Raw genomic sequence first — 14,176 nt, 5'->3', positions numbered from 1 at the left:
GAAAACGACTCATATTCTATAGCTCTATTCTATTTTTCAAGTTTAAGCTCGTAGCAAAAAACGATGAATTGCAAAGGAACATTGAAAATCTTCTACATCAAAAAAAATGTCCTCCTATGATGTAAAATTATGAGTCTAAAACAAAATATAATTACCGAAAAAAGCATACAATTTTTTTAATAAAAATTCAAGTAATTTTTTAAGGAAAAATTGAAATATCTCATAACAGCTTTTTGAAGGAGTGAATGCATTAAGGTATCTCAAAAACTCTGTCAAGAACTGAATCAACTATATTATTGATAGGTAATATTATGAAACGAAGACAAATACTTTCTTCATGACGTTTACGCAAATATTTAGTTTAGTATTGTCAATTTCACTAGATATTGACTCTAAATTTAAATACTATATATAGATAAAACTCTACATAGAATTGAATCGTGATAGTGAAAGGAAAGGCGATCGCGTCTCATAAGTAAAAGCCTAAATGTAAAGCAAATCTTACCTCAAAGGAGAGAACTCAGAGTTTTAGGTGCGATCGCCAGAAGGCGACAGGAATATTAGGACCTTGAGAATACTTGAGAAGCACAAATGTCGTTACTTGCAGTACTATTTATCGCAATGCACCAAGATTGACTTTTCGTCCAGCAGCAACACCGATTGCATTCGCAATATCAGCAGGTAGCGGTTCGCCGCGCCCAATCGCTGGACTACCTGATTTGAGGCGAAAGTCATTGGCATTAGCATTCACAAAGAATGGGTCGCTGGAGTTAACCACATCAAGACTGTTTGCTTCTAGACCCGTGGCAGATCTAAAACTTGCCAGCGAACTAAAAGTTTGAGAGCATTGATTGCTATTAAGTCCCCATATCAGATTTGCCGGTTTCCCAGCAGAACGACGATAGTACGCGTTATTGTTCGTCACCGGAATCATCAACTTGGAAGCTTGTTTGACTGGACAGCCAGAAGCAAAAAACATCGTACCACTAGAGTTCCAAAAGATGTTGTTTTTGACAATCGTGTTGCGTGTCACCCACGTGATTCCTTTGGAGATTTCGTTGGACTTCGTATTTCTACGTGAGGTATCTTGAACTAAAAGATTAGCTTGGTTGCGGGCAAGCGTGTTGTTGTAGATGCGTGCGCTTGAGGAGTTGAGAATAATAATGCCTGCGGGTGCATTGCCACTAATCACATTCGAGGCAATGATGGCATTATGCGATATTTCCATCGAAATACCATTGCTGCTGTTGTTGTGAACCACGTTATTCACCACGGTCGAATTGGTTGAGGACTCATCAATCCACAAGCCGATTGACTTGTTGTTGTTGACCGTGTTGCCACGCATCACCGCACCATCGGTCCAAATTATTTTCGCACCCCCAGCACTCCAAGACTTCGAGAAATTTTCGGTGTTATTGTGGCTAATCACGTTGTTTTCCAACTGCAAGCGGTGTGAACGCACACCGTTGACTCCTCGGCGACCGTTGTAGCTGATTGTATTACCGCGTAGTTTGGCACCGCTGGAAAGGACGGCAACACCATCCAGACCATTCCAGGCAAGGGTGCTGTTTTCCACGGTGATTCCCGATGCACCAATTTTGAGTCCTTGATTAGCGTAGTGTGCTAAGCCTAGTCCACGGATAACTGAGCCTGAGGCAGCACTATTCCATGCCATAATGCCTTCGGTTTGCGTCGTAGCTTCTACCGTTTTGCCACTAGGGTTCGTGCCAATATAAAGCTTATTGTTACGACCATCAACAAAGAATGTTCCAGGTCCGACATTCGCTTTGCTACCCACTTGCTTGAGTGCCACGCCATTGATGTACACCATGTCCCGATGTCCTGCCATCGGATACTTCGGATCAATTGCTTTGCCTTCTTCAACTGGTAAAAACGAGAAGTTCCAACCATCTTTACGCCAAATACTGCCTTCTTGCACCCAACCATCAACCACCGTGCTACCTTTGAGCCACGGTTGCTCATTCGGATATGCTTGCAATGTCAAGCGCTTATTTAATGCGATTTGCACGTTGCGATACGTTCCACCACGAAACACAATTGTTGCCCCACTTGGTGCCGATGCGATCGCTTTGGCTACTGGCCACGGCGAGTTTGCTGATCTTCCTGAATTTCCTGGCTTACCAGTAGGTGAGACGAAATAGGCTCCATTTGGGATACCATAGTTCGTCCTTTTGATATTGAGTGTCGCGGAATTTGCTATGCGTGGTACTGTCAATGGAACTGCAACTAAGACCGCCAGCGTTAGTTTAGCTAACGTTGACAAAGAAAAGTATGTATTGCATTGATTGTTCATCATTGCTCTCCGTATTGTTGAGGTTTCAGGTGATGGAAGTATTGTGTGGATTAGCTATTTTCGCAAGCTTAAATCTGATGAACTAACTTGCCGTTAAGTCTCCTAAAAGCTGGTTGTTAGATGAAGAGAGAGGGGTGTCAAGTAATACCCAGCAGAAATTCCACAGCTATTGCTGCACAAATGTAGCGTTTGTAAGTTTGCAGTATATTAGCAAAGAGCAAAAGTGAGAGTAGCTTTTTGGAGTGATTGTGACTTGTTCTTGTCTAAGGGTTAGAAGAGTTATGCCTTTGGTAGCTAAACGGCTACACGCACGATGCAAGGCTACAATACAAGTCAAAGAAAGTTATGGGAGGGATACCTAGGATTTCAAACATCTGGTATCTACATAAGAAACAATCCGTGCACCCAATAACTATCTAGTAATGCAAGGTTGTGCAGTGGAGAATAGGTGTTTGTTCAATACTTCAAAATAATAATTAATTTTCCTCCTCTGAGTGACATTTCCACATTTTGAGATATAACAGAATTACACGCTAAACTAACGAAAAAAGATTACGCTTCTTAATAGTGAAGGTTCAAGCGTAATTTTACTGAAAAATTTTGAGCTTTATTGAGTTAGAAAGTTATAACAATTAAGGTAAGTTAGGTATTTCTACTGAGGTAAATTGATAAGCTGCTGGGAACTTGATCGCTAGCTGTAGTAAAGAATTAAAGCTGATTTTAAGACAGTAGTTCCTCATAACATTGCAGACAAATACTATACATTATAACTCCAGTAAAGCTATTGAAAGTATCTTGACAACCTTGATTGCTGTTTAAGCTTGCGAGTAAGCTCTGATGCCTCATCATTGGAGGACAGATAAAAAGGAAATTAAAGCCCAGAAATTTAAAATAAGCGATCGCTTCACCACTTAAGCTATGTATAGTAAATTTAATTAGTAGAAAATAAAATATCTTTTCATAGCAAATATCGCAGGAGAAATATCGCCTGCGATCTTGTTTTAATTGAAGCATTACACTTTGTTATTCTTTTATACAGGTAGCAAATAAGCTTTTTCTAGAAAAGATACCTGCATTATTGTAGATAGTTGACTTCTATCGCATCTAGATAACCAGCATTTAGGTAACTCAGAATTGACAATTTAGTGGATGCTTAATGTGCAAAGAATACCTGAGATTGCACGGCACCCAAATCGACTGCTCTACCCGAAGCTACTCCAATCGCATTCGCCACATCTGCAGGTAATGGCTCGCCGCGCCCAATTGCAGGGCTACCTGCTTTCAAACGGAAGTCATCAGCTTGTGCATTTACAAAAAATGGATCATTAGTATTCGTAATCTCTACTCCATTGGACTCTAAACCTGTAGTTGAGGCAAAAGCACTAAGAGTTCTGAAAGTATTGAAGCATTCGCTACCACCTATTCCCCAAATGAAAAGATTTCGTGTTTGAGTTGCTGATTGACGGTAGTATGCATTGTAGTCAGCCACAGGAATCATGTTTTTTGATGGTTCTCGCAATTCACAGCTAGGAGCAAAGAACGGAGTGCCTTTAGCATTACTCCATAAGATGTTATTTTTAACAACGGTATTTCTCGTAATCCAAGTAATTCCTTTTGCGATTTCGTGTAGCTTTGTATTGTTACGCGGTGTTTCCTTGATTAAGAAGTTAGCTTGGTTACGTGCCAGTGTATTGTTGTAAAGACGTGCGCCCGAAGAATTGAGTATGAGAATACCTGCTGGCGCATTTTCATAAATGACATTTGAGGCAATTATTGCCTTATGCGAAATTTCCATGGAAATTCCATTGTTCTTATTGTAGCGAACAACATTGTTAACAACTGTGGAATCAGTTGTAGACTCGTCAATCCATAAACCAATCGAATTATTATGTTCTACTAAGTTACCACGCCAGACTAGCCCATCAGTCCAAATAGTTTTAACTCCAGCAGCAGCCCAGTGTTGAGCAAAATTTTCAATATTATTGTGACTAATAATGTTGTTCTCCAGAAGCATACGATGCGCGTAGACGCCAGATATACCTTTATGTCCGTTATAGCTAATATTGTTACCCCTTAATACTGCATCTGATTGAGTCACTAAGGCACCGGTGATACCATTCCAAGTGAGCGTGTTATTTTCGAGTGTGACATTTGGTCTTCTAATATAAATTGCGTTGTCAGCATAGTGCGTAATACCCAATCCTCGGATTACAGAATCACCTCCATTTTGGATGATATTAAAACCTGTTTTTTTGGCAGTAGCTTCAACTGTATTACCTATTGGATTGCTACCAATATAGAGTTTCTTATTAGCAGCATCAACATAAAAAGTGCCAGGAACAACTTTAGACTTACTATCTACTTGCTTAAGTGCAACATTATTAATAAAAACCATGTCGCGATGACCGGCTAACGGATATTTTGGATCAATGGCTTGACGCTGTCCTTCAAAAGGAAATGAATGCTCCCAGTTATCTTTGCGCCAGATGTTGCCTTCTTTTACCCAGTCATCGACGATAATACTACCTTTAATCCAAGGCTTCTCGTTTGGATAGGCTTGTAAAGTCAGCCTTTTTGTAAGATTCGCTTCTACATTGCGGTATACGCCACCACGAAATACAATCGTAGCACCACTTGGTGCATCTGCTAGTGCCTTGGCAACAGACCAAGGAGAGTCGGGAGTTCTACCAGTGTTTGTATTTTTTCCATCGGGTGATACGTAATAGGCATCGTTAGGGATTGCGTAATGAGTAGTTTTAATATTCGGAACAGAATGATGACTATTAGTTGCAGCAGCTACTCCAGGAGTAAGCATTAAAATTGTTAGTAAACCTTTAGTAAATAGAATATTCTTGAGATTTTGCAAATTGATTGTATTTTTCATTGTGCGATGATATAAAGTTAGGTTTATGTAGAAGAACAATGATTTTATGTCAATAAGATCTCTTCACTTAGTCTTGACATTGGCACGCACTTATTTAAATCTTTAAGTCCTACTTGAGGAAAAGATTGAAATTCAGTATTTTGCTTGTCTTTTTTAAGAAATTCTAAAAACTAATCAATAGTTCTTTGAATAGTATGAAGACTAATTGAATAACCTCATCTTGGGTATATCCTATTCAATCAATTCCCCAATCATCATTAGTGTAAATACGACTTTTCTGCTTTAAATTCTAAAAGAATAATTCGGTAGATCTGCGGCTGCTCGTAAGCATTGACAACTGCCTACTTATAAGTAAATTACTGTAAGTAAATTACTGAATGATGTTTTTACTGATAAAAAAACTGGTATGTTCATCACTATATTGAACTAACAGGTAAGAATGCTCAAAATTGAATATTGAATGTGTTTGAATAGGAATAGCGACAAGTACTCGATAAGACTGATCGTGTCTCATCGAGCTATCTGTATTACGTATTCATATTTAGTAGTTCTTCCCTATAGTTCCAAAAGGAACAAAGGTACGAAAAGTTTAATAATCAATAAAAATTTCAATGACAGGTAAAAAAATGTTAGTGCTCGCAGAAAAAAAATACTATTAACATTGACTGCATGTTCTAAAGAAATATAATTACAAACACGCAAAACAACTAAGGTAGATATTCGTAACTCGATTGAGTACTTTAAGAGTAGGTAATAGTGAATAATAGCAAGGTATTTTTACGATAAGTAGAATTATCTTTGCTACAGCTTAACTGCGGTAGACCTTTTACGCAAATATTACTAGCCCTCCAAACCTACCGAGTTCGACGCTATTTGCTGCAACGGAAGGAAATAGCATAACGCAGTGGGTTCTCAATATTGGGGGAACTTTAAGTGGTTTAAAAGCTCCCGTCCCCTCTTACTCTGCTCTAATTCCAAAGCAGAAGATATGGAAATACGTTTGTCCACGGATTGAGGAGAAATCGAGAATTTGCGGTTGATCCAACAGCCTAACCTTATGATTTAAAAATTATATTTAATGTTACGCGGTGAAGCTTGATCAAAAGCCGATGCGATCGCGTTCCAGGCAAGCTTACGCTCAAGTTCAGCATCAAGTGGTAGCGGGCGCACTGGAACACCATCTTGACGAGGCGCAAAATGAGAAAGCCAAGTATAGCGATCACTGAGTCCCCAGGTGATCACAGTATTTACCGCAGGCTCGTCTAAAGCAAGCGACAAATAATCATGATAAACTCCGGCAATAATTGTATCGCGGTCGTCTGCTACCAGAAGTTTTGTCTCCGACACGTCCATTTCTGTGATCAAAATTTGCAGATCGAGACTGGCGACGTCTTTGAGAAAATTTCTGAGTCGTTTGGCATTGAAGCCACGAGAACTTGCACCGAGATGCGACTGAATCCCCAACCCATGAATCGGAACTCCTTTTGATTTCAGCCGCTCTAGAAGTTTAAGAACGCGGTCTCTTTTCGTTTCGGTCTTCGCGTTGTCGTATTCTAAATTGTTGTCGTTATATATAAGTAATGCTTGCGGATCAGCAGCGGCGGCTGTCCGAAATGCCATTTCAATGTAATCTGCTCCTAGTAACCGCAGCCAAGGAGTTTGCCGTAGTCCCTGTTTTGAGCTATTCGGAAGTATTGCTTCGTTAACAACATCCCAGGAGTATATCTTACCAGCGTAACGCTGCACGACGGTGTTGATATGTTCCGTTAAAAATTTTTCAGCATTTTTGCGATTAACTTTGTCCTCAAACCATTTGGGTAAAGCTTGATACCAAACTAACGTGTGTCCCCGAAACAGCATATTATGTTTTTGGGCAAATTCAGCCATCCAATCGCTACGACTAAAATTAAATTTTTCTGGTGTTGGACGCAGTGTTTTCCACTTTAGTTCATTAGCGGGGACTAAAACAGCACACTCTTGCGCAAAGTGTTGAGCAAACCTCTTGTTTGTAGTGAGTGGTTTGTATTGAGCCGCTGCTCCATAAATAATTCCTTTATTGGCTGCGCGTTCTTGTAAAGTAGCTTTGCCAACTACCGTAAAATCTCTTACTTTTTGGCGGTCTTCGAGCGGTGGTTGGGCAGATTGTTGTTGATTCTGGAAGTGATTAGCGATCGCAACCGCACCTAAACCAGTTGCTGCTCCTAAACCTAACAATACAGTACGCCTTCCCTTCATAGTTCGTCTAGCTATTTGCGATACCGTTGCCTGACTGTAACAATTGCATTATGAAGTTTTCTTAGCCAGCGATTGCCTCATCCATTGCCCAAATACTAACCAGATAAAATGGGGATTGCCAAGAATATAGCGTTTCCAAAGACGACGTGGTTCAGCTATTAAGCGAAAAAACCACTCTAAACCTGATTTTTGCATCCATATTGGTGCTCTAGGTACTGCACCAGAAACCAACTCAAAACTTCCACCTATACCTATTGAGATAGGAACCTCTAGTTCTTGATGCACTTGATACATCCAATACTCTTGTTTGGGTGCTCCCAACCCGACAAATAATAAATGAGGTGCTGCTGTTTTAATTTTTGAATTGATTGATGCTAGTTCTGCTGGATCTGTCTCAAAACCGTATGGAGGACAATAAGTACCCACGACATTAAGGTTTGGGTGTCTTTGTTGCAGCAGTTTCGCAGCGTTTTCTGCGGCTTGAGGGCGACCGCCTAGCAGAAAGACTTTTAATCCTTTTTCTGCGGCGACTTGGCAAAGTCGTTCAAATAAGTCGGTACCATTAATACGACCAGGTAATGGCTTTTTTAACAGCCGAGATGCCCAAACAAGCGGTACACCATCTGCTACCACTAAAAACGCTTTTGCGTAGATTTCACTAAAATGCATATCGTTTTGTAGCAAGAGAATATGCTGCGCATTGGGTGTTACAACATACTTTGGTATGTTGCCAAGAATTGCACTATCTACAATCAAATTAATCGCTTCGTCAAGCGTAACCTGATCAAGTTTCACCCCACAAAGATTTATGCTCATGAATAGTTTTTCTTTAAAACTATCACGCTTTAGCAAACAAGTTGCAATTTCTATCAAGAGCTAGAACTAATAACGGCTTGCGATTTTTGTCTTGACTGATCCTTGAGAATACGACGTCGCTGATTTGCACTGATGAACTTCAAGCCTAGGTTTTTTATCTGGGTGTAAAAAGGCTGAGGTAAAAAATAAAGTAAATAAGCTGCTGTGAGTGTGACGAGTGTACGGCGTGGTTCCTCTAAGAGAATTTGCCAGTGTGTAGATATAGCTTTGTGGCTCAGCTTGATCGCCATTGCGCCATCACTCATGGTCACTGCTTTCCGTGCTAGATAACGCAAAGTATAAGCCATTGCTGGCTTTTCCCACTTCGCTACACTTTCTGGAGCATAAAGACGAGCCTTTTCGGTCAACTGCTCCCAAGACTCTAATGTTTTCACCAGGTTAGCAGAATTACCTATTGAATGCAGTCTATATGTTGCTAAAAGTTCAGGAATAACCTCTATTTTCCAGTTTGTCTTGACACAAATACGCAACCAGCATTCAGCATCTTCTGATTGTCGCAAGCTTTCATCAAAGTAGCAGTCTTCGACAAGACCATTCACTTCTTGTTGAAATTTGATTTCTTCGAGAACCTCTCGCCGAGTGACTAAGCATGAAGGATTAGCGATCGGATTACGACAGAGGATTGCTTCTGGAGTAATAACTTTATATTCTGTGGCGTTGTATAAACCTAATGGTTTACCAGCTTCATCGATAAAACTGCAATAACTAAAACTAACTCCTACATTAGGAGATTTTTCTAAATGATTGATATGCTTTTCTAGTTTTTCAGAAACCCAAGTATCATCTGCATCTAAAAAAGCAATATATTCCCCTTGTGCGTGGCGAATTCCGTTGTTTCTTGCTGCCGAAGCACCTCGATTTTTTTGCTGAATAATTTTGATTCGGGGGTCTGTGAATTGTTTGCAAATTTTGATACTGTTATCAGGCGTCCCATCATCAACGAGAATTATTTCAAAGTTTTGATAAGACTGCGACAAAACAGATTGCAATGCGTCTGCAATATATTGTTCAACTGCATAAACTGGGATAATAACAGAAACTTTCTTCATACTTCATTTACACAACAAATAAAAGGTAGTTTTTATTATGTCTACACTAGTAAAACTTTTTAAGGCGCTCTTTTAGTTAATGGCTTGTAACTATAAAAATCTCCTTCTAGTTTGATTAGATAACCTAAACTATGTTGGTAGCGAAGCTATTCTTACCTTTTGCTTTTGATTATTGTCTATTAGAACTTGCTGATAAATATCTTCGAGTAGACCTGCTTGCTTTTGTACATTAAATAGATTACGCACGCGTTGCGGGCCATAGGTACTGAAACGATGCCATAAATGTTGATCTTGTGCGAGTAATAGAATGTAGTTCGCAAGTTCTTCCCAATGACGCTCGGCTGCCAAAAATCCAACTTCGCCGTGGGCAACAGCTTCAGGAACCGCACCGCTTGCGAAGCTAACAACAGGAAGTCCCATTGCTTGCGCTTCTGCAAAAACCATTCCAAACCCTTCCGCTTCACCTGATGTAGCAGTGATACTCGGAACGCAAAAGATTTTCGCTCGATTCATCCAATCCTTCACAACTTCTGGTGGTTGCACGCCCAGAAAATGATATTTTTTTAGACTTGCTTTAGCCATATCTTCTAGCGAAGAACGCAGTTCTCCATCACCAATGATGACTAATTCCATATCAGGCTGCGCTGTCTGCACTTTGCTCATAGCCCGAATTAAGTATTCACAACCTTTTTTTTCTACTAGACGGGCTACAAATAGAACAATTGGTTCGCGTTTGATTGAAGGCTCTGGTTGAAATACTTCTGTATCTATACCAGTGTAATGGACAATAATTTTATCTGATGGAAATCCTTGGCGCAAAAGATATTCTTTTGATTGCTGCGATACAGTCAGAAATAAACAGACCTCCTGCTTAATAATTTCTCTGCGCTGCATGTATTGTCGATAGCTGAAATATGATTTTTGAGCAATTTCATCAGCAATCATTTCCTCATAGCCATGATAGGTCACTATCATGGGAATTTGTAAAGAACGTTTCAGGGGCAAGGCTAAGCTACCACCTATGCCAAAATGGGCATGAATGAGTCGTGGATTTAATTTTTTAGCATGAGTCACCAAACTAGGAGCAAAGCCAGCAATTTTGAAGCAAGCTTCACGGGCCCAACCAAGTGGACTACCTTCATTCAAGAGTAATGTTCTTTCGCGAGGAGTGCGTAAGCCTTGTTTGATTAAGCGGGAACCTATGTAGTACGGAATAAAGCGTTCTAAAGCTTCCGCCTGTGCTAAAACAAACGTTTCCGAAGGCGGTAACAACCAATCTCGGTAAATTAGCACAGCTGGCTTTTCGCTAAACATTCATTATTTCCCTTTAACGTAAAACTTTTGCACAGAATTGCTGGCGAAATCTTAATAACTTAATTTATTAATCTAAGTTGTAACAGGAATAAGCTTTCCATCTCGCCTTGACTTCCTAGATTTACTTTAACCATGGGGATAAATCACGGTGTAGGAAATTTTGTAAATTTAAAATATCCTCGCGGTAAACTTCAATAAGTTTTTGCCGAATGTCATACGAAAGTGCTGGTGGCTTTTCAAAAATTTTGCTTCTCACGTAATGGCGCACTTTATCTGGAAGCAAAAAATTCATTGCTGGCTTGACAGTATTGAGATTTTTAATCATGGCTTTTATTGCTTCATTTTTAGGTACGCCAGCTACATTGTATTTTAAAGATGTATCAGGTAGAAATGTATCATCGACACCAAGGAACCTAAAAACATCTTGTACTAAGCTAATAGGATCTGCTTTTAAATCTTCGTAAAGATATACTTTAATCTGTTCTTTATTAAAAAGAGCTAAATACCGCTTAAGTTGGGTATGATAAAATCCTACATTGACGTAATGCCCCCATCCCCAGTTATTACGTATTCGGTTTTCTTCTTCTTGTAATGCTTCAGCAAAATCTTTTGCTGTTTCTCTTCCTTCCCGTACATGCATAATATACCCTGAGTAAGCGCGCTCTATAGGGTTTCTCAAAATAGCTATCAGTTTGGCATTAGGTATATATTTTTTAATACGCTCGGCAGCTTTAGGACTATAAAGATATAACGGCGAAGCTTCACCTATAGCAATTTCGTTGGTTACGCCTTTAAACAGTTGACGATATGCTTCAATATCAGTAATTGCACTTTTAACAATGTTCTCGCGATCGCCTGGTCCTCGGAAGTCTAATTTATCTCCTTCAAGTGCAAAGAACTTAGGTTCTTTTTCAGGACTCATGTAAATCTGAGGGTGCTGCTTAAGATAATAATATAGTGCAGTTGTACCTGCTTTAGCTGCGCCGATAACGAGAAAATTTGGCATTGTCATATATGATTCCCCTTAGCTATAGTTAGCATGAACTAGTTTATGAATAGAGCTACAAGCATTTTAAAAAATAAAATCATCTTGGATATAGTTCTAATATTTGAACAAAATATTTAGCTTCTTTCATTCCCGTAACCATTTTGAAAAGTCTTTTTTTAGTAGATCTTGTAACTTTAAAATGTCTTCTTTGTATACTTGAATGAGTTGCTTGCGAATTTCTTGTGCAAGTGGGGGGGCTTTTTCTAAATTATTATTGTGTAGCTTGAGCATAACATTACGACGTAAAACTTTAGGAATAAGAGGCTTAAAAAAAGTTTTGAGGGGATGATTTTCTGCTCTTAGGAACTCATGTAAGGCTTTATTTTTAGGAATTCCTGAAACATTATGTCTAGCTTTGGTATCAGGAGTAAATGTATCATCAACACCCAAAAAATTAAAAGCATCTTGCAAGATATGTAAGGGATTTGACGTAAAATCATCATAAAGATAAACTCTAAGTTGTTCTGGAGGAAACAAGTCAAAATAACGTTTGACTTGATGATAGTAAAAGCCCATGTCTTGATAATAGTAAATAGGAACCCAGTTATTTTTCTTTCGTGATTCTTCCGCCTTGAGGGCTTGAGCAAAATCTAAGTTAGGTTCAAGTCCATCTCGTTTTTGAAAGATAAATGCAGAGTATGCTCGGTCAACTGGATTGCGTAGAATAGTAATTAGCTTTGCTTCTGGTATGTGATGTCGAATTCGCGCAGCAGCTTTAGGAATATATAGATATAACGCGGATGCTTCTCCAATCGCTATTTCTTTGGAAGCTTTACTAAATTGCTGTTGATAATCATTAATATCAGTGATAGCAGTACGATTCAACCATTCTTTTTCGCCTGCCGTTCCATTAAAGTTGACCTTTTCACCTTCAAAAGCAAAAAAATGTGGTTCCTTCTCAGGACTCATAAAAACCTGCGGATGCTGATTGATATAATTGTAGAGTGCGGTTGTACCTGCTTTAGCTGCACCAATAATTAAAAAGTTAGGCATGATCATTTATTTGATATTCTCTCCACGATTATTTGACTTGATAAGCGCTCACAAATGTTAGCAGAGAAAGGATTTTTATACAGAATACTTTTTGATGAGCAGCGAGAATATAGCACTGTAAGTTTGCTGAGAAACAAAACACTTTTATTTGATTGCCTTATCTAGCTAATGTAGTAACCGCATTACTATAGCTAGGTTTGATAGGTTGCTTATAACTAGCTGGTCTGGCAAAAACTGTGATCACATAAAGTATCCACAGAATATGATTTCGCTCTAATAAAGTGCTTTCTGCTACGTTATACAGTAGCGTAGCTGAGAGAAAGAGCAAAGGCCAAAGATCTTCAATTTTTTTGGTCAGGCGCAACCATCTAACTGCCCGAATAGTACTCATTAAAAATGAGAGTAAAAAGATAGATAATCCTACAATACCTAAATTAAGTGTTAAGTCTAAAAAGCCGTTGTGGGCGTGTGGAACAGCCCAACTAACTGCATCTACAACGAATGCAGAAGGTCCATCTAGTCCTCTCCAAAAACCTTGGTATCCATATCCTAAAATTGGACGTTGTTGAATCATTTGCACGACGTACTCCCACAAGATAGTACGCCCAGTAAAGGTAAGATCTTTACCTAATACATCAACAACTATAGTCTCTAAGTTTCCTATCAGGAGTAAAGCTATAATTGCACCCATTAACACGGAAATAATAAAAAAGGGTATGGCAACTGTGTATCTCCACTGTAGTGACTTATATAAGTAATACAAAGTTAGTAACACGAAGAACGATACTAACGCTCCTTTAGATGTTGAAAGAAAAACAAGGCAACTACAAAGCACTACACCAGCCCACATGAACCTACGGTATTTTTTGGATGTCGTAGAAGGAATAAGAAGAAGTAAAAAGACTGCGTTCAAACCCATAAGGCGACCCATCAGGTTTTTATGCATGTAAAAACCTTGCCAGCCACCTTCAGGCGATATTCCCAGGCTAGGAAATGCCAGAGACACTACAGGGCTAAGGATTGCTCCTATACTTAGTGTCCATACAAGAAGTTTAAGAATTTGGTGAGAGTTGTAGCGAGTAACGATGTAAATTCCAAACAGAGTTGTCCCAGCTAAAGCGAAAGCACGACGAATTGTAATTGCAGGAAGTGCAGACCAGTAATAAGAAAACAGGGCAAGTCCTACTAATAGTATTAGAAGTTTCTCTCTTTTAAGAACAAGAATTAATTCCCGAGGTCTCGCTAAAACTAAAACTAATGAAACAACATAAATGCTCAGCCAAATTGCCTGCATGATAGGATGATCTGTTGCAAGTCCCTCAGTGCGATCTTGAACACCAGTTAAAAATATATTTCTGATTAAACTTCCTGAAGCTAGTTGCAAAACGAAAAAAGCAAATAGCCACTCTAGTTTGTCTATAACTTTGGTGGTTTCAATTTTCAAAATCGACCTCCTGATATGT

Annotated in this window: 9 protein-coding genes; all 9 read right to left on the bottom strand. The window is 39.2% G+C overall.

Going from position 1 to position 14,176, the window contains the following annotated elements:
- Positions 1-613: 613 nt before the first annotated feature.
- Positions 614-2,317 carry a right-handed parallel beta-helix repeat-containing protein gene (locus NIES1031_RS07110; protein ID WP_236738746.1) on the bottom strand — a complete coding sequence of 568 codons (1,704 nt, stop codon included), beginning with the start codon at positions 2,315-2,317 and terminating at the stop codon, positions 614-616.
- Between the two features lie 1,150 nt (positions 2,318-3,467).
- The gene (locus tag NIES1031_RS07105; protein WP_073548779.1) at positions 3,468-5,198 is read right to left on the bottom strand and encodes a right-handed parallel beta-helix repeat-containing protein; all 1,731 of its coding nucleotides are present in this window, start codon (positions 5,196-5,198) and stop codon (positions 3,468-3,470) included.
- 1,062 nt (positions 5,199-6,260) lie between these two features.
- A complete protein-coding gene (locus tag NIES1031_RS07100) occupies positions 6,261-7,433 on the bottom strand; it encodes an endo-1,4-beta-xylanase (RefSeq protein WP_073548778.1) in 1,173 nt (390 codons plus the stop codon).
- A gap of 48 nt (positions 7,434-7,481) precedes the next feature.
- Positions 7,482-8,228 (bottom strand): WecB/TagA/CpsF family glycosyltransferase, encoded by a 747-nt coding sequence (locus NIES1031_RS07095; protein WP_236738745.1) that lies wholly within the window; start codon positions 8,226-8,228, stop codon positions 7,482-7,484.
- A 74-nt stretch (positions 8,229-8,302) separates the two neighbouring features.
- Entirely contained in the window at positions 8,303-9,358 is a 1,056-nt protein-coding gene (locus NIES1031_RS07090) for a glycosyltransferase family 2 protein (RefSeq protein ID WP_073548777.1), read from the bottom strand.
- A gap of 129 nt (positions 9,359-9,487) precedes the next feature.
- The gene (locus NIES1031_RS07085) at positions 9,488-10,672 is read right to left on the bottom strand and encodes a glycosyltransferase (RefSeq protein ID WP_073548776.1); all 1,185 of its coding nucleotides are present in this window, start codon (positions 10,670-10,672) and stop codon (positions 9,488-9,490) included.
- A gap of 121 nt (positions 10,673-10,793) precedes the next feature.
- Positions 10,794-11,684: a sulfotransferase family protein gene (locus tag NIES1031_RS07080; RefSeq protein WP_073548775.1), complete on the bottom strand. Its 891-nt coding sequence runs from the start codon at positions 11,682-11,684 to the stop codon at positions 10,794-10,796.
- Between the two features lie 120 nt (positions 11,685-11,804).
- Positions 11,805-12,719, bottom strand: coding sequence for a sulfotransferase family protein (locus NIES1031_RS07075; RefSeq protein WP_073548774.1), 915 nt, complete (start codon positions 12,717-12,719; stop codon positions 11,805-11,807).
- Between the two features lie 151 nt (positions 12,720-12,870).
- A complete protein-coding gene (locus tag NIES1031_RS07070; RefSeq protein WP_073548773.1) occupies positions 12,871-14,157 on the bottom strand; it encodes an O-antigen ligase family protein in 1,287 nt (428 codons plus the stop codon).
- Positions 14,158-14,176: the final 19 nt, after the last annotated feature.

Source organism: Chroogloeocystis siderophila 5.2 s.c.1 (assembly GCF_001904655.1).
GTDB lineage: Bacteria > Cyanobacteriota > Cyanobacteriia > Cyanobacteriales > Chroococcidiopsidaceae > Chroogloeocystis > Chroogloeocystis siderophila.
The sequence above is the reverse complement of the archived record's forward strand: the minus strand, read 5'-3'. Positions and strand labels throughout refer to the sequence as shown.

What these genes read in the sequence shown, in the direction of transcription:
- NIES1031_RS07110 (WP_236738746.1), bottom strand. Translation starts at nt 2,317, where the DNA reads ATGATGAACAATCAATGCAATACATACTTTTCTTTGTCAACGTTAGCT.
- NIES1031_RS07105 (WP_073548779.1), bottom strand. Translation starts at nt 5,198, where the DNA reads ATGAAAAATACAATCAATTTGCAAAATCTCAAGAATATTCTATTTACT.
- NIES1031_RS07100 (WP_073548778.1), bottom strand. Translation starts at nt 7,433, where the DNA reads ATGAAGGGAAGGCGTACTGTATTGTTAGGTTTAGGAGCAGCAACTGGT.
- NIES1031_RS07090 (WP_073548777.1), bottom strand. Translation starts at nt 9,358, where the DNA reads ATGAAGAAAGTTTCTGTTATTATCCCAGTTTATGCAGTTGAACAATAT.
- NIES1031_RS07085 (WP_073548776.1), bottom strand. Translation starts at nt 10,672, where the DNA reads ATGTTTAGCGAAAAGCCAGCTGTGCTAATTTACCGAGATTGGTTGTTA.
- NIES1031_RS07080 (WP_073548775.1), bottom strand. Translation starts at nt 11,684, where the DNA reads ATGACAATGCCAAATTTTCTCGTTATCGGCGCAGCTAAAGCAGGTACA.
- NIES1031_RS07075 (WP_073548774.1), bottom strand. Translation starts at nt 12,719, where the DNA reads ATGATCATGCCTAACTTTTTAATTATTGGTGCAGCTAAAGCAGGTACA.